General features: G+C 59.5%; 13 protein-coding genes and 1 tRNA gene. 7 read left to right on the top strand and 7 right to left on the bottom strand.

The window, feature by feature from the left end; translation table 11 throughout:
* Positions 1-32 precede the first annotated feature (32 nt).
* A complete protein-coding gene (locus O3W47_RS12645) occupies positions 33-2,585 on the bottom strand; it encodes an HWE histidine kinase domain-containing protein (RefSeq protein ID WP_269313881.1) in 2,553 nt (850 codons plus the stop codon).
* Positions 2,586-2,838: 253 nt separating this feature from the next.
* Between O3W47_RS12645 and O3W47_RS12640 the strand changes: the two genes are divergently transcribed.
* Both O3W47_RS12640 and O3W47_RS12635 read left to right on the top strand, forming a co-directional pair.
* Positions 2,839-3,261, top strand: a complete 423-nt coding sequence (locus tag O3W47_RS12640) for a secondary thiamine-phosphate synthase enzyme YjbQ (RefSeq protein ID WP_269313880.1) — start codon at positions 2,839-2,841, stop codon at positions 3,259-3,261.
* 151 nt (positions 3,262-3,412) lie between these two features.
* Positions 3,413-3,748: a hypothetical protein gene (locus O3W47_RS12635; RefSeq protein ID WP_003522828.1), complete on the top strand. Its 336-nt coding sequence runs from the start codon at positions 3,413-3,415 to the stop codon at positions 3,746-3,748.
* Positions 3,749-3,932: 184 nt separating this feature from the next.
* Here the strand turns inward: O3W47_RS12635 and O3W47_RS12630 are convergent, their stop codons facing one another.
* Complete coding sequence (locus O3W47_RS12630) at positions 3,933-4,676, bottom strand: SIMPL domain-containing protein (RefSeq protein WP_137452936.1); 744 nt, start codon at positions 4,674-4,676, stop codon at positions 3,933-3,935.
* A gap of 180 nt (positions 4,677-4,856) precedes the next feature.
* Here O3W47_RS12630 and O3W47_RS12625 point away from each other — a divergent pair.
* Positions 4,857-4,932: transfer RNA gene (locus O3W47_RS12625), tRNA-Ile, on the top strand.
* Between the two features lie 173 nt (positions 4,933-5,105).
* Here O3W47_RS12625 and O3W47_RS12620 read toward each other — a convergent pair.
* Positions 5,106-5,477: a hypothetical protein gene (locus O3W47_RS12620; protein WP_035261012.1), complete on the bottom strand. Its 372-nt coding sequence runs from the start codon at positions 5,475-5,477 to the stop codon at positions 5,106-5,108.
* 211 nt (positions 5,478-5,688) lie between these two features.
* On the bottom strand, positions 5,689-6,321 hold the full coding sequence (locus tag O3W47_RS12615; RefSeq protein ID WP_003522825.1) for an outer membrane protein: 633 nt from the start codon (positions 6,319-6,321) through the stop codon (positions 5,689-5,691).
* A 444-nt stretch (positions 6,322-6,765) separates the two neighbouring features.
* Here O3W47_RS12615 and O3W47_RS12610 point away from each other — a divergent pair, with 444 nt between their 5' ends.
* Complete coding sequence (locus O3W47_RS12610; protein ID WP_137003804.1) at positions 6,766-7,218, top strand: hypothetical protein; 453 nt, start codon at positions 6,766-6,768, stop codon at positions 7,216-7,218.
* Between the two features lie 211 nt (positions 7,219-7,429).
* Positions 7,430-7,990, top strand: coding sequence for a dual specificity protein phosphatase family protein (locus tag O3W47_RS12605; protein WP_003522823.1), 561 nt, complete (start codon positions 7,430-7,432; stop codon positions 7,988-7,990).
* Between the two features lie 147 nt (positions 7,991-8,137).
* On the opposite strand, the gene O3W47_RS12600 is transcribed toward O3W47_RS12605, so the two are convergent.
* Complete coding sequence (locus tag O3W47_RS12600) at positions 8,138-9,385, bottom strand: AGE family epimerase/isomerase (protein WP_269313879.1); 1,248 nt, start codon at positions 9,383-9,385, stop codon at positions 8,138-8,140.
* A 192-nt stretch (positions 9,386-9,577) separates the two neighbouring features.
* Here O3W47_RS12600 and metH point away from each other — a divergent pair, with 192 nt between their 5' ends.
* Positions 9,578-13,351 (top strand): methionine synthase, encoded by a 3,774-nt coding sequence (gene metH, locus O3W47_RS12595; protein ID WP_269313878.1) that lies wholly within the window; start codon positions 9,578-9,580, stop codon positions 13,349-13,351.
* A 69-nt stretch (positions 13,352-13,420) separates the two neighbouring features.
* On the opposite strand, the gene O3W47_RS12590 is transcribed toward metH, so the two are convergent.
* Both O3W47_RS12590 and O3W47_RS12585 read right to left on the bottom strand, forming a co-directional pair.
* Positions 13,421-14,752, bottom strand: a complete 1,332-nt coding sequence (locus O3W47_RS12590) for an MFS transporter (RefSeq protein ID WP_137452940.1) — start codon at positions 14,750-14,752, stop codon at positions 13,421-13,423.
* A 78-nt stretch (positions 14,753-14,830) separates the two neighbouring features.
* Positions 14,831-15,607, bottom strand: coding sequence for an AAA family ATPase (locus tag O3W47_RS12585; RefSeq protein WP_137453297.1), 777 nt, complete (start codon positions 15,605-15,607; stop codon positions 14,831-14,833).
* A 333-nt stretch (positions 15,608-15,940) separates the two neighbouring features.
* On the opposite strand from O3W47_RS12585, the gene O3W47_RS12580 reads away from it, so the two are divergent.
* Complete coding sequence (locus O3W47_RS12580; protein WP_137452941.1) at positions 15,941-16,585, top strand: hypothetical protein; 645 nt, start codon at positions 15,941-15,943, stop codon at positions 16,583-16,585.
* Positions 16,586-16,602: the final 17 nt, after the last annotated feature.

Below are 16,602 nucleotides of genomic sequence, written 5' to 3'. Positions count from 1 at the left end.
CCCAATCAGGAAGCCTCGTTCACATAAGTCTCCTAAACCCGCTCCGCATCCCCCACCAGCAGCCCAATGCCTGCCATCAGCGCATCCTCATCATAGGGCTTCCTGATCACCGGCACGGTACCGAATTCATCCGGCACCATGCTGCCATCCGCATAACCGGTGGCGAAGAGGAAGGGGACGCCGCGGCGGTGGAGTTCGCGGGCGACGGGGATCGATGTATCGGAGCCGAGATTGATGTCGAGAATGGCGACATCCGGCACATAGGTCTTCAATTTTTCAATGGCCATTGCCGAGGAGGTTGCCGTTTCGATTGCCTTGATGCCGTTGTCTTCCAGCATGTTCTCGACATCCATGGCGATCAGCATCTGGTCTTCGACGAGTAATACTTTCAACGGCTCCTCCCGGTTATAGCGTCTGGGCTGCGGCGCGGTTTCATCTTCGGTTTGCGTGTCGGCGACTGCCGTGGCCGAGGAAACGTGACGGGAGGGCAGGAGAATTTCCGCCTCCAGCCCATCAGGCAAATAGCGTAACGTGCTGCGTCCGCCGAGATCGTATGGGATGCTGCGGCTGATGAGTGCTGTGCCGAAGCCCGCGCGCGATGGCGGGGGCAGTTTGGTGGGCAGGATTTCGCGCCACTCAATCTCGCAATCGCGGTTCTCGTCGAGGGTCCAGCGCACGTGCAATTGCCCGCCATTTTGCGAAAGCGCGCCGTATTTGGCGGCGTTCGTCGCCAGCTCATGCAGAACAAGAGCCATGACGGAAAAAGCGCGCGAATCGAGCGTCACCTGCGGGCCGGTCAGTTTCACAACCGTTTCCGGCGAGCGATGCGGCGACAGTTCGGCATCCAGAAGATCGCGAAGCGCGCCGCCGCCTTCACCGCGAATGATCTGGTCATGGGCAAAGGACAATGCCTGAATGCGGCCCTTCAGCGCTGTCACATATTCCTGCAGGGTCTTGCCCTCCTGCGAGGGATTGCCGACCAGCGATTTGATGATGGCCAGAACATTCTTGACGCGGTGGTTTAGCTCCTCGTTCAGCATGCGCTGGCGCACTTCCGCGCGTTCTCTTTCGCCCGCCATCAGCTCGCTGTGATGGAATGCGACCTCGACCAGCGCGATCCTCGCCGCTTCCGCGATCTCCCGGTCGGCTTCCGACCAGGGCTGCGCCTGCAGGCGGACCGTCTCTTTCCAGATCGCAAAGCTCTTGCGCGGGGTGAGGCGGTCGCCCATCGGGCCGGTCTCATAGGATTTTTCCGGATTGCCGGCCCAGTTCAGGTTTTGCACGATCTCCTTGCGGAAAAACAGCAGGTAGTCGTTTTTCACCTGCGACAGCGGAATGGCGAGCATTCCGGCTGCCGTGCTGGCATAGATTTCCGCCTCCGGTATGGCCTGCGACAGCGCGTGCGTCGCCCAGACCTTACCTTCCGATGTTGAGGCGACGAAGCGCGCCAGCCTTGGAATGGCGTCATGCGGCGGCGTTGCGCCATGGCCGTGCCAGTTGTTTCCCACCCACAGGCCGACGCCATCGCAGGGCATCAGATCGGCAAAATCCTGAAAGCTGTCGATCAGCAGTTCTTCGATGTTGGCGTGATGGGCGGCAAGCCGAAGGAAGCGGTCAAGCGCGGCATGGGCATGGTGGACGGTATCGAGCCTGCGCTTCTGTTTGAGAACCTGCAAATGCATGGAGAAAAACTCTCCGAACATTTCAGCGGCGATCCGGACCGGCATGGTCAGCACGCGCGGGGAATAATGATGGCAGGCGATCAGGCCCCAGAGCGCCCCGTCGACAATCACCGAAATCGACATGGAAGCCGCAACACCCATGTTGCGAAGATATTCGCAATGGATGGGCGAGACGCTGCGCAGATGGGCAAAGGACATATCGAGAGGTTCGCCCGATGCGTCGAGCGCCGGCAGGACGGAAACCCGGGCGCCACTGGCATCGGAGATGATGCGCAATGTGTTCTTGAGATAGAGCGCGCGGGCCTGCTGGGGTATGTCGCTGGCGGGGAAATATTGACCGAGAAAGCTTTCCAGCTCCGGCTGCTTCGCTTCCGACACGACCTTGCCGGCGCCGTCTTCCTCGAAACGATAGATCATCACCCGGTCGTAACCGAGCGTCGCCTTTATCAGCCGCGTCGTTCTGGAGATCAGGCTTTCGACACTGTCCGCCTCGCGGATGCGGTCCACCATCTTGCGCGCGGTGCCGAGCGGCTGCGTTTCGCTGCGGGAGGGCTCGAATTCAATGATCGTGGTGGATTTGTAGCGGTGCAGGGAAATATCGAAACTGCGGCCGTCGCTCATTTCCATGGCGGGCAGCATGGCGGGGCGCGTGGTTCTGCCGGTGACGGTGAGCGCATTGCGAAGATCGTGGACGAGCTTTTTGCCGAGCACCTCCTCGGCGGTCCTGCCATTGATATCGCCCTGGACGCCCAGCAGTTCGCGGCAGTTTTCAGAATGCCGCAGCACCATGCGCATGGCGTTGTCGCAGGCGATGAGACAGCCGTGCGGTTGAATATAGCCTGGGATGTGGATGGGTTCGCGGTCGCAATTGGTCAGGTCGACATGATAGTCACTGGGGGCCATGAATAAGTCTTTCGCACCCTGTGCCTGTCTTGTACGGGGAGTGTTTTGTTCGTCGAGGAACGGGTAAGCTTGAATAATTCATTCTGATAGTGCCAACCCTTCCCCGTTTTTTGCAACTGTGACGCCGGTTTTCCGTTCTGCTTTTATAAGCCGTCGTCACGCAATTGTCGTATCCCTTACGTCATCGGATACAATTTGACATGCTGAAACGTTGGCAGCGCCGATTTTGTTCCAACGCGTTGAAGGAAAAAATGTGCCGCAGAGAAAAATGATCGTCGCTACCCGTGGGCAGGGTCTTTATGAATTCACATCCGAGGCCAAGGCATTCGTCAGCCACGCCGGCGTGGAAGAAGGACTGCTGACGATCTTCGTCCGCCATACATCCTGCTCGCTGCTTATTCAGGAAAATGCCGATCCCGATGTGCGGCGCGATCTCACGGTGTTTTTCTCCCGTCTCGTGCCGCCTTCCGACGATCCTTCCATGCGCTGGATCATCCACACGCTCGAAGGCCCCGACGATATGCCTGCCCATATCAAATCGGCGCTCACCACGGTTTCCATCGGCGTGCCGATCAGCGATGGCAGGCTCGTGCTCGGCACCTGGCAGGGCCTTTATCTTTTCGAACACCGCGATGAGTCGCATCGGCGCGAAATCGTGCTGCATATCTCGCCGTGATAGCTGGATCCGGATCAAGGCGTTCCGCGTTAACCTCCCTGAACGCCTGCTGAACATTCGGTTCTGCTGATATTCAGGCGGGCGGGTCTAGGGTCTCGTCAATCGCCGGGGGATGTTCCCCTGTCGGCAAAGCAACAAACGGAGTGAGTTCATGTTCAGCACCTTCGCAAAAGCCGGCCTGGCTGCCCTCATCGCCCTCGGTGGAATTTCCTTTACTGCGCCGGCGGCTTCCGCAGGCTCGGACGTTCAGTTCAGAGTTCAGGTTCAGGATGGCTATGGCCATCGTCCCGGCTGGGGTCGCCCGGATCGCCCGCGCCGTGGCTGCGCGCCCTGGCTGGCGGAAGAAAAAGCGAGCCGCATGGGCCTTCGCCGCGCCCGCGTCGTTGATGTATCGCCGCGCCGTGTCGTGGTTGCAGGCTTCGACCGTCGCGGCCGTGACCGCGTCGTTTTCGCCAATGAGCGCGGCTGCCCGGTCATCCGCCGCTAATATGTCATCCGCCGCTAACAGCGGCGACCTTATCGATCTGCCGATATCCCCGTACGGCAGATGGATCAAAAATGCCCCTCGCTTGTCCGGAAAGGCAGGCGAGGGGCATTTCATTTCGGGTTATGCGAGTGGGTGAACGCGAGATGGGGCAGGAGCGGCGCCTGGGCGCCGCCCGCCGTCGATCTTATTGCTCGAGAGCGAAGGTGACGTTGACCACCACGCTGTAGTTGTTCTCACCCGAAGCGATCGGCACGCTGTCGGCCTCCTTCATCATCGAAGCGCGCATCATGCCCGCCGGTACCGGCATCGGGCGCTGCGAGTTTTCGCTGATCTGAATGACCCGGCCAAGCTTCACGCCTGCCGCTTCCGTCAGCGTTTTCGCCTTGGCCAGAGCATCGGCAACGGCCAGCTTGCGGGCTTCGGTCACCGTCGCTTCGGGCTTGTCATTGGTGAAGGTAATGTCGCCGCCCTGGTTGATGCCGAGCTTGACGGATGTATCGAGGATCGTGCCGAGCTTCTTCAGGTCGCGCACCCGCACGGTCAGGCCGTTGGACACCTGATAACCGGTGATCTCGGGCGCGACATAGACGCCATCCTTGGGTTCATAGTGCTTGTAGAGCGGCTGCACCGAGAAATTGCTGGTCTGCAGGTCGCGGTCCTCGATGGCGGCCTCTTTCAGCGCCTTCAGAACATCGGCAAGCGCCTTGGAGTTTTCGGTAAGCGCCGCAGCCGCGGTCTCCGCCTGCTTGACGACGCTGAAGGACAGGATCGCCATATCGGGGGCAATGGCCGACTGGCCTTCACCGGAAACACTGATGGTGGCTTCGCGCGGGGTAGCCTCCTGCGCAGACACCTGGGCGGCGAGCGGCATCATGGCTGCTGCGGTCATTACGGTGAGTGCGAAAAGGCGGGCCGTTTTTGTCTTCATGGTGTTTCCTCGTTGATTGAGTCCCTTTGAAGGGTATTGCCTTAGATTGTGTAGCTAATACGGCGGCACTGCTTTGCGAAAGCATCATTGGCTTGTCGGGCTCAAAAAATTACGTTAGAGCGTGACCCACCGGATTCGAGCCATTGCGAAATCGGTGTTTCGGACTGGTTTTTCCGAAAAGGGCCTGTAGCTCAATGGTTAGAGCCGGCGGCTCATAACCGCTTGGTTGGGGGTTCGAGTCCCTCCGGGCCCACCATTTTCTTTCAAGATCAATTGCTTGGGATGTTTTGTGGCTCTTCGCGAGCGCGCCTCTGTCACGTCTGAGGCGTGATCTCTGCTATGCCGATGGCAAGTTCCGGCTGCGGAATGAATGCGTCGGAGCCGATCCGGCGTGCCGATGGGGCAAGCCGGATCGAGAAAGCTTTAATGTCAGTTACAAACCCGCATACTTTCCGTATGCCAGCCGCCGTCATAGGAATTGGGAACGCGGCGGTCTTCGAACCAGCAGCGCGGGCGGGGCGGCGGTGGCGGCTCGTAGTAGCGCGGGCCGTTATTGCTGTTGGCGATGGCGCCGCCGATCAGGCCGCCGATGACGCCTGCGGCGAGGCCGCCGGCAATCGCTGCGCCGTCATTGTGGCGGCGGTGCTCGCGATAGGGCGGCGGGGGTGGGCCGCCGCGGTCGTAGCCACGGTCATAGCGCGGGCGATAGGGATAGTCCTGCGCGGCAGCGGTGCCATAGGATGCAAAAATGCTGCCGGTGGCGACCAGCGCGGCAATAGTGGAAAGAATTATCTTTTTCATCGGGGCTACTCCATAAGCCTGCTTCGGGAGATAGAGGCTCATTATGCCCGGATCATGGCACGGGACGGGTGAACGGCCTGTGAATATTCCATTTCAGCACAGTTCATATTTTTCTGATTTCAGAATGTAAGAATTCAAGCCGGTTCAGGCTTTCAGTAACGGAAAAGCCCGGCGTATGGCCGGGCTTTTTGTCGAAATCGATTGGTCGCGATCAGAACTTCACGCCGAGACCGACCTTCACAGTGTGCTGGTCGACATCGGTGTTGATGCCGAAGATGTCCTTGTCGCTATAATCGTTGTAGCGATATTCCAGCCTGCCGAACACATTGTCGGTGAAGGCATAGTCCAGACCCGCGCCAACGGTATAGCCGTTGAAGGTGGTGCTGTCCTTGCCGGCGCCGGGCGTTTCGATGAAGCCGCGTGTCGCGGTCCAGCCGGCGGTGGCATAGAGCAGGGCATGGTCGAACGCATAACCGACGCGGCCGCGAACGGAGCCCTGCCAGTCGGTGCCGATTTCGGTGCCCGCATAGTCATTGTCGTTCCAGTTATAATCGACGTCGCCTTCGATGCCGAGGACCAGATTATTGTCGAACTGGTAATTGTAACCCACGAAGGCGCCCAGAATGCCGCCGTCGAAATTATCCGAGGCGACCGGACCGCCCGCCGAAAAATCGCCATTCGCCCAGCCCGCGCCGCCTTGAATACCAAGATAGGGGCCAGACCAGGTGAAGACGGGCAGGGTTTCCTGCGCGACCGGAGGTGCGGGCGTTTCGTAGACGGCATCCGCGGCCATTGCGGTGCTGGCCGACAGGGCCAGGAGTGACGTTACGATCAGCGTTTTCATCGTTTTTCTCCCTGAGCTGACTGACATCCATAGCATAGATTAGCTGCTTTTAATATGGGTCGGGGTTCGGCGGTTCCAAGAGGCGCTCTTGTCCTCCCGGCTTTGCTGGCCGTCTTGCCCCGGATCGCGGCTTTTTATCGCCCCGCCATGCTGTTCTGATGCGGCGAACGTCTTTGGCCGTGTTTGGTTCCCTTCGCCGTTTCGTCAAAAGTCCGGCAGGGCGGCCGGCCGACGTCACGCTTGGTTGTCTTGACAGCGCAGGGCGCGACCATAGAGTTGTGGTAGACTATGGCGGTGCCGATGCTTTTCGCTGCATTGCCGGCGGCATGAGCTGCGGTTGAGACTACACCGTTGCGGCTTCCCGGTGAGGGGGATCGTTGCGGGCGGAAAGGGCATGGGAGGATGAGATCGCATGAGGCTTTATTTTAGCGGAGGAGGGGCGACGTGATTGTCGGAGCCGTTCTCAGCGCCATTCTTCTTCTCACCCTCATTGCATTTCCGCGGCATCTCAAACCCGTTGTCATCTGCCTGTTGCTGATCTGGACGGCCACCGCCGCCTTTGTGATTTATGACTGGTGGCGCGGCAACCAGCGGCTTGACCATATCGTCGCGAGCGCCGGATTCGATGCGGCCTGCCCGGATGCGGCATTGCCGATCCGCGTCAGCTTCCGCAACGACAATAATGTCGCCGTACAGCGGCTGACCTATACGCTCGAAGGGTTCGAACCGGCCTTCCGTGCCTCCGTTTCCTTCGATCCCTATCAGGTGAGCGAAAGACGGATCGAGGCCGGGGAGACTTTCTCGGCCTGCCGGGCGTTCCGGATGCGCAACAATGAAAGGGTGGAGCCGCAACGGCTGGAATGGCGTGTCACCGTCATTTCCGCGGAGTTCGACTGAGCGGTTCGTGCGGCTGCCGGTTATCACGGCATTTTGAAAAATTTCGCGCCGGTGAGCCGCGGCCGAAAAATCCCTGCATCACAGAGGTTTCAGGCGGATGGGTGAATTGCCATCGTTCGCAACGGAACCGGCTGGGGCAGTCGCTGACTTGTTTTCGTCCATTTGCGATGCCATTTCCCCCTCCATTCGATGAATGTCGCGGGTTGATGTTTTGCGTATTGTGCTGAAGTTTCTGAAAATAACCGCCATCGGCCTTGTCGCCCTGCCGGTTCTGGCGGGTGCGCATATGGGCATCGGTCAACTGACCGGAAATTTTCACGAAGTCATTCCCGGCGAACTCTATCGTTCCGCCCAGCCGAGCGGCAAGGACATCGCGGCCTATGCCAAGGCTTATGGCATCAAGACGATCATCAACCTGCGCGATGAAAAGCGTGAAGGCTGGTATGATGCCGAAAGTCTTGCGGCCAAGAACAACGGCATCCGGCTTGTCGATTATCCGCTGAGTTCAAGCGAAAAGGTCTCGGTGGAAGATTCGGAAACGCTGGCGGCCGTGCTGCGCAATGCGGAAAAACCGATCCTCATCCATTGCGAACATGGCGCGAACCGCACCGGGCTCGCCTCCGCCATCTATGTGGCCGCCGTGGCCGGCAAGAGCGAGGCGGCTGCAGAGTTCCAGCTTTCGCCCTATTACGGGCATGTGCCGATCCCCGGTATCGGGCGTTATGAAATGTACCAGTCCTGGGACGATTTCGAGGAAACCATCGGGTTTTGAGACGTCGCCATACATCGTCACCTCGGACTTGATCCGGGGTCCAGTGCGATCAAGTGCTTGATCGCGAAAGGCTCCTCTCACGGCGCAGACGCGCCGTGGCTGTATGCCGGCTCAAGGCCGGCATGACGAACGGTTGCGCAGCGCGCCTCAATAATCCCCGCCGCTTTCCCTGATCACCTTCGTCAGGCTTCCCGTCGCCGGGAAAAGCGGGATGAGGCAGGCCTGAAGCGCGTGGTAGATATCGCCCTTGCCGGGGAACAGCGTGTGGGCGGGAACCAGATCTTCCGTCAGCTCCTCATGCCAGCCGCCATTGGCATGGTCGATGAAGTTGTTGGCGATGGTGCTCCAGATGCGGCGATAGCTGTCTTCATAGAAGTTGTCCGCCGGCAGGTTCTCGTTGAGGAAGTGGGCAGCGCCCGCCGCCTCGGACATGGGCCACCACAGCTTGGCCCGCTTGTCGGGATTGTCGTTCCAGTCGAGCGTATAAAAGAAGCCGCCCTTTTCCCGGTCCCAGCCGAGCGCCATGGATTGCACGAACAGCGATTTAGCGGCCACCGGCATCCAGTCGTGTCGGCGCTCTCCCAGCACCCACAATTGCAGGATGAGGCGGGCCCATTCCAGCCAGTGGCCGGGGGTGGAGCCGGAGGGGCGGAACATTTCGTTGCCGCGATACTCCTTGTCGAGTGTCCAGTTCTCGTCGAAATGCTCCGGCACGCGGAAGTCCAGCTCGCCGGCGCGGCGGCGGATGACGAGATCGGCGATGCGCTCCGCCTTGCTGAGGTAGCTATTGTCGCCGGTGACCTCATAGGCCGCCATCAGCGCCTCGGTCAGGTGCATGTTGGAGTTCTGGCCGCGATAATTCTCGATGGGCGACCAGTTGCGATGGAATTCCTCGGCGATGGCGCCGTGTTTTTCTTCCCAGAAGCGGGTTTCCAAAACCTCGGTAATATCGGCCAGCATCTTGTCGGCCAGCGGGTGGCCGACGGTCTTGGCGGAAGAAGCGGCCAGAAGCACGAAAGCGTGGCCATAACCCTGCTTGGTGGCGTCCACCGGGCCGGCATCGTTCACCTGCCAGAAATAACCGCCATGCTCGCCATCGCGGTGCCTGTTCCAGAGATAGGTCATGCCGTGATCGACGATATCGCCGCAGCCCGGGCGGCCAAGCAGGTGGCCGATGGAGAAGCAATGCACCATGCGGGCCGAAGCATGGATGCCGCGCACGGGGTCGTTTGGCTGCAGCGGTGCGCCCGTGGCATCGAGATCGAAGAAGCCGCCGGCGGGGTTGACGGCGCGATACTGGAAGAAATCGAAAAGTCCCTCGGCCTGTTTTACCAGCCATTGGCGATGCCAGGGCAGGGTGTTCCAGTTGCGGCTGTTGTGATCGTCCTCGGGCATTCTCGTCCTCCATGCGGTTTGCTGCTTCGGCTTATATCCTTGCCGTATAAACCTGTCATCTGTCAGCGATATTTCGTAACGTGCCGCAACTGCGCAAAGCCATGCCTGTCCCTTGAAGATATATTGACATAAACATATCTTTATGTGACTTGACGGCTTGCGATCTTGCAAATCGAAATGAGGAGTGTGCCCGTGTTTGACGATCTGTTCGGCCCTGAAGGGGCAAAGCGTGACGGCGCGGAAATTTTCAAGGCGTTGCGCGAAGCCGCCAGCGAACGCATCCTCATTCTCGACGGCGCCATGGGCACGCAGATCCAGGGGCTGGGTTTTGACGAAGACCATTTTCGTGGCGATCGTTTTATCGGCTGTGCCTGTCACCAGAAGGGCAATAACGACCTTCTGATCCTGACCCAGCCTGATGCCATCGAAGACATCCACTATCGCTACGCCATGGCGGGTGCGGATATTCTCGAAACCAACACGTTTTCGTCCACACGCATCGCGCAGGCCGATTACGAGATGGAAAATGCCGTCTACGACCTCAACCGCGAGGGTGCCGCGATTGTCCGCCGCGCCGCCCAGCGCGCCGAGCGGGAAGATGGCCGCCGCCGTTTCGTGGCGGGCGCCATCGGCCCGACCAACCGCACGGCCTCCATTTCGCCTGATGTCAACAATCCCGGTTATCGCGCCGTCAGTTTCGACGACCTGCGTATCGCCTATGGTGAGCAGATCGATGGCCTGATCGACGGCGGCGCCGACATCATCCTCATCGAGACGATCTTCGATACGCTGAACGCCAAGGCGGCGATCTTTGCCTGCGAGGAGCGTTTCGAGGCGAAGGGCATCCGCCTGCCGGTGATGATCTCGGGCACGATCACCGACCTTTCCGGCCGCACGCTTTCCGGCCAGACGCCTTCGGCGTTCTGGAACTCGGTGCGCCATGCCAATCCCTTCACCATCGGCCTGAACTGCGCGCTGGGTGCCGACGCCATGCGTCCGCATCTTCAGGAACTGTCTGACGTGGCCGATACCTTCGTCTGCGCCTATCCGAATGCCGGCCTGCCGAATGAATTCGGCCAATACGACGAAACACCTGAGATGATGGCGCGTCAGGTCGAGGGCTTTGTCCGGGACGGTCTCGTCAACATCGTCGGCGGCTGCTGCGGTTCGACGCCGGAGCATATCCGGGCGATTGCGGAGGCTGTGAAAGGCTACAAGCCGCGCGAAATTCCCGAGCACAAGCCCTTCATGTCGCTTTCGGGCCTCGAGCCTTTCGTGCTGACCAAGGACATTCCCTTCGTCAATGTCGGCGAGCGCACCAACGTCACCGGCTCGGCCCGCTTCCGCAAGCTCATCACCGCCGGTGATTACACGGCGGCGCTGGCTGTTGCCCGCGATCAGGTGGAAAACGGTGCGCAGATCATCGACATCAACATGGATGAGGGTCTGATCGATTCCGAAAAGGCGATGGTGGAGTTCCTGAACCTCATCGCCGCCGAGCCGGATATCGCCCGTGTGCCTGTGATGATCGACTCATCCAAGTTCGAGATCATCGAGGCCGGCCTGAAATGCGTTCAGGGCAAGTCGATCGTCAATTCGATTTCGCTGAAGGAAGGCGAGGAGAAGTTTCTCCAGCAGGCGCGGCTCGTCCATAATTACGGTGCGGCGGTCGTGGTCATGGCCTTCGATGAGGTCGGGCAGGCCGATACTTACGAGCGCAAGGTCGAGATCTGCTCGCGCGCCTACAAGCTCCTGACCGAGAAAGCGGGCCTGTCGCCGGAAGACATCATCTTCGATCCCAACGTCTTTGCCGTTGCGACCGGTATCGAGGAACACAATAATTACGGTGTGGATTTCATTCAGGCCACCAGAACCATCCGCGAAACCATGCCGCTGACGCATATTTCCGGCGGCGTTTCCAACCTGTCCTTCTCCTTCCGCGGCAATGAGCCGGTGCGTGAGGCGATGCATGCCGTGTTCCTCTACCACGCCATTCAGGTCGGCATGGATATGGGCATCGTCAATGCCGGGCAGCTTGCGGTTTACGACAATATCGATCCGGAACTGCGTGAGGCCTGCGAGGACGTGGTGCTGAACCGCCGCGAAGATGCGACCGAGCGTTTGCTGGAGGTCGCGGAACGTTTCCGTGGCACGGGCGCCAAGGATACCAAGGTTCAGGACCTTTCCTGGCGCGAACTGCCCGTCGAGAAGCGGCTGGAACATGCGCTGGTCAACGGCATTACCGACTATATCGAGGCCGATACGGAAGAGGCGCGCCAGAAGGCGGAGCGTCCATTGCACGTCATCGAAGGGCCGCTGATGGCCGGCATGAATGTGGTCGGCGATCTCTTCGGTTCCGGCAAGATGTTCCTGCCGCAGGTGGTGAAATCCGCCCGTGTGATGAAGCAGGCCGTGGCCGTGCTGCTTCCTTACATGGAAGAGGAAAAGCGCCTGAATGGCGGGTCTGAGCGCAGTGCCGCCGGCAAGGTGCTTATGGCGACCGTCAAGGGCGATGTGCATGATATCGGCAAGAACATCGTCGGCGTCGTTCTCGCCTGCAACAATTACGAGATCATCGATCTCGGCGTCATGGTGCCGACGACGAAAATCCTTGAGACGGCGATTGCCGAAAAGGTGGATGTGATCGGCCTTTCCGGCCTCATCACCCCGTCGCTGGACGAGATGGTGCATGTGGCGGCCGAAATGGAGCGGCAGGGTTTCGACATTCCGCTCCTGATCGGTGGTGCGACGACCAGCCGCGTGCATACGGCGGTGAAAATCCATCCGCGTTACGAGGCGGGACAGGCAATCTATGTGACCGACGCCTCGCGTGCGGTGGGCGTCGTGTCGGCGCTTCTTTCCGCCGAGCAGAAGCCCGCTTATATCGATGGTATTCGCAGCGAATATGCCAAGGTGGCGGAGGCGCACGCCCGCAATGAGCGGGAAAAGCAGCGCCTGCCGCTTTCCCGCGCCCGCGAGAATGCGCACAAGATCGACTGGTCGGCCTATAGCGCCGTCAAGCCGCAATTCTTCGGCACCAGGGTGTTCGAGACTTACGATCTTGAAGAGCTTTCCCGTTACATCGACTGGACGCCCTTCTTCCAGACCTGGGAATTGAAGGGTCGTTTCCCGGCCATTCTCGATGATGAAAAGCAGGGCGAGGCGGCGCGGCAGCTTTACAGCGATGCGCAGGCGATGCTGAAGAAGATCATCGACGAGAAGTGGTTCCGGCCGCGCGCGGTGATAGGCTTCTGGCCGGCCAATGCGGTGGGCGACGATATCCGGCTGTTCACGGATGAAAGCCGCGGCGAAGAGTTGGCGACCTTCTTCACGCTGCGCCAGCAGCTTTCCAAGCGCGACGGTCGCCCCAATGTGGCGCTCTCCGATTTCGTCGCGCCTGTCGATAGCGGCGTTGCCGATTATGTCGGCGGTTTCGTGGTGACGGCGGGCATCGAGGAAGTGGCGATTGCCGAGCGGTTCGAGCGGGCGAATGACGATTATTCGTCCATCCTCGTCAAGGCGCTGGCCGACCGTTTCGCGGAAGCCTTTGCCGAGCGCATGCATGAGCGGGTGCGCAAGGAGTTCTGGGGTTATGCACCGCAGGAAAACTTCAACGGCGATGAGCTGATTGGCGAAGCCTATGCCGGCATTCGCCCGGCACCCGGCTATCCGGCCCAGCCCGACCATACCGAAAAGAAGACGCTGTTCGCCCTGCTCGACGCCACCAATGCGGCGGGTGTGGAACTGACGGAAAGCTACGCCATGTGGCCCGGCTCTTCCGTCTCCGGCATCTATATCGGCCATCCCGAGAGCTATTATTTCGGTGTCGCCAAGGTGGAGCGCGATCAGGTTCTCGATTATGCGCGCCGTAAGGACATGCCGGTGGAAGAGGTGGAGCGCTGGCTCGGTCCTGTCCTCAATTACGTGCCGACGAACGGCGCGGAGGAAATCGACAGCGCGGCGTGATGGTTCGGTGTGCTGCCATTCAATAAAAAAGCGCGGGTCTTGCCCGCGCTTTTTGCGTTCATTGGGTGTTTAAGACCGCAACGCCGCCAGTTCCTCGATGCCGACATGGCTCTCGACCTCGCTGCCGCGCAGGTAAAGATAGAGCCCGATCGCGAAGGCGAGGACGGCGATGAAGACCAGGTACCAGGCATGGGCCATGGGGTTGACGGCGAGCGCCGTGGTCACGCCAATCGGCGTCAACCCGCCGAAGACGGCATAGGAGACGTTATAGGCGAAGGAGAGACCCGAGAAGCGGACCGAGGCCGGGAAGGCGCGGACCATGACATAGGGTACGGCCCCCGCCATGCCGACCGACAGGCCCATGACGCCGTAAAGCACGAACATGGTTTGAAGCGATGTGCCGGCATAGCTGTAGAAGGTGAAGGTGGCGATGCCGAAGAAGATGCTCGCCCCCATGAAGAAGATGCCGGAGCCGACACGGTCGATCAGCCCGCCGGCGATGATGACGCCAAAGATCAGGAACAGCGTGCCGAAGCTGGTACCGGCTAGCGCCTGTGTCGGGGTATAACCGTAAAGCTTCTGCAGGAAGGTGGCCGTCATCAGCGTCGTGACGACGATGGCGGCCGAGAGAACCCAGGTCAGCAGGGCGGAAATGACCACGCCGCGCATATGGTGCTTCAGCACCAGCCCGAGCGGCAGCTTGTCCGTCAGCGATTTCGACTTCTTCATCTCGGTGAAGATCGGCGTTTCTTCCAGCCAGCGGCGCAGATAAACGGCGATGAGGCCGAAAATGCCGCCGAGCAGGAAGGGGATGCGCCAGGCGTAACCGGCCACGTCTTCCGGTGTGAAGAGCGAGTTGATGGCGAAGGCGATCAGCGAACCCAGCATGATGCCGAAGGAAAGGCCCGATGTGAGGAAGCCGCAGGCGAGGCCGACGCGGCGGAAGGGCACGTGTTCGGCAACGAAGGTCCATGCGCCCGGCACTTCACCGCCGATGGCGGCACCCTGCAGCATGCGCAGGATGATGAGCAGGATGGGGGCGGCCACGCCGATGGTGGCATAGGTCGGCATCAGCGCCATGCCGAGGGTCGAGAGCGCCATCAGCAGGATGGAGAAGGCGAAGACGCGCTTGCGGCCGTAACGGTCGCCATAATGCGCCAGCACGATGCCACCCAGCGGCCGCACCAGATAACCGGCGGCGAAGATGCCGAAGGTCTGGATCATCACCAGCCAGTCCGGCATTTCCGGCGGGAAGAACAGATGGCCGATGACGGTGGCGAAAAATACGAAGATGATGAAATCGTAAAATTCCAGCGCGCCGCCGAGGGCCGAAAGGCCAAGAGTTCTGTAATCCTGACCGTTGAGGGGCCGGGCTGCCGCCGGTGTGGTGGTGGGAGACATGAAGCTGCTTCTTTTCTAAATTACGTATTACTTATGGGCATGCGGCAAGCGCGGCGCGATTTCAAGCCTAATCGACGCTCAATCGCTCAGGTATTTCGAGGGACGATCAAGAAAGCGGCGCAGGAAATTGATGTTCTCCAGCTCGTCATAGAGGCGCTCGGTGATGCCGTCTGCGTCGAAATGATAGATGGTCGCCTCGGGAATGGCCAAAAGCACCGGCGAATGGGTGGCGATGATCAATTGACCGCCGCTATCGGCGGCGTCACGGATAAGGGCCGCCAGTTCGAGCTGCTTTTGCGGCGAAAGCGGGCTTTCCGGTTCGTCGAGAAAATAGAGGCCGGCGCCATGCAGCCGCTGTTGCATGATATCGAGAAATCCTTCGCCATGGGAACGCCGGTCGATGACATTGTTCCTGACGATCCTGCGAAACGTATCCGGGGTTTCTTCCGGAAAGTCTTCGCCCTTCTTGAGGGCCTTTTCCCGCTCCCAGCGAAAATCGTCCAGCGCATCCTCGTTCTGCCGGCGGATATAACCAAGCACGTCTTCCGCGCGCATGAACATGCGGATTTTCGGATATTTCTTGCGGGCGAAATAGAAGGACTTCGCCACGGTTTCGGCATGCTGAAGGTAGAGGTCGCCGGCAACCTGGCCGTGATTACCGATGGCATAGGCCGTCATTCCCGCCGCCAGCCCTTCCAGCAGCGTCGATTTACCCGAACCATTATTGCCGGCAAAAAAGGTGATCGGCGTCTTGAACTCGAGGCGTTCCAGATGGCGCAGCGCCGGAACCGAGAAAGGATATTCATCCCGTCCGCCCGGGGTTTCTTTCTTGGTTACGCTATCGAGAAACAGCATGTCGCGTTCCTTGTATCTCATCCGTCATGTTCGCCGACGTTGCGCTCTGTCGCATCATCGCGGCGCTATGCTCAAAGCAATTGCGTGTGATTGCGGCTTAACGTGGGGCGCTGTTCGCACCAATGGTTTATAGCGTTGGCGGAGATACGTCATGTCGCATCGTTAGAAGTCCATTTTATTATAAATTAGTGGGTCTAATTATAAGTAATAAATCGATCTACATTAGATATATGCAATATATATCTTAAATTTAAGATGTTATCGTAATTATATACTTCAAATTAATTCAGTAATGCCAGTTGTCATCATTCTCGTTGTTTTTGGAGAGAGTGAATGAAGCATACTGCGCTTTTTTCGGTCGCGTTTCTATTTTCCGCGATATTCGTGAGCGAAGCTGAGGCGCGGAAGTCCCGTTTTTTTGTCATCCCCGGATTCGGCGGCGGCGAGACCGTCGATCTCGTTTATGATCTGCCGGACAACGAGCCTTTTCTTCGCGACGGGGAAGCATTCGACGTTGGTTATCTCAACAGCGGGGATAGGAGCGGTTATGTGCTGTATCGTGGCGAGCGGTACAGCAGGCTCAGCGATGCGGATATCGCCAGGCTGAAGGCGACGCTTGGTTTTGATCCGACGACAAAAGACCGCATGGAGCGGGCGGCGAGGGACAGCGACGCGCCCTGGAACCTTGTGATTATCATAGCGGTCGCAATTGCTGGTATCTTTGTGCTTGTTCACAAGGGCATGCAGCTAGTGCGGTGGATTTCGCGACTGGCGACGATCTCCGCAGTTGCGGGAAGTCAGCGGCAGGAGGAGGAGGACACTCCCGACCCCCTGGAGGTCCGCAAGAAGCAGTTGATGAACCGTCAATGGAGCGATAGCCAGACGGATCACGCGGCGCGTATCCCGGCAGCATCGTCGGTCCACGCGTCTGCCCCGGGAGCCGCTCCGGTCCGGACATTCGGACGCAGGAGCGCCTGATCGGTGCGGAATCCTTA

The organism is Agrobacterium sp. LMR679, assembly GCF_027157905.1.
Taxonomy (GTDB): domain Bacteria; phylum Pseudomonadota; class Alphaproteobacteria; order Rhizobiales; family Rhizobiaceae; genus Agrobacterium; species Agrobacterium leguminum.
This window is presented reverse-complemented; position numbering and strand designations above follow the sequence as displayed.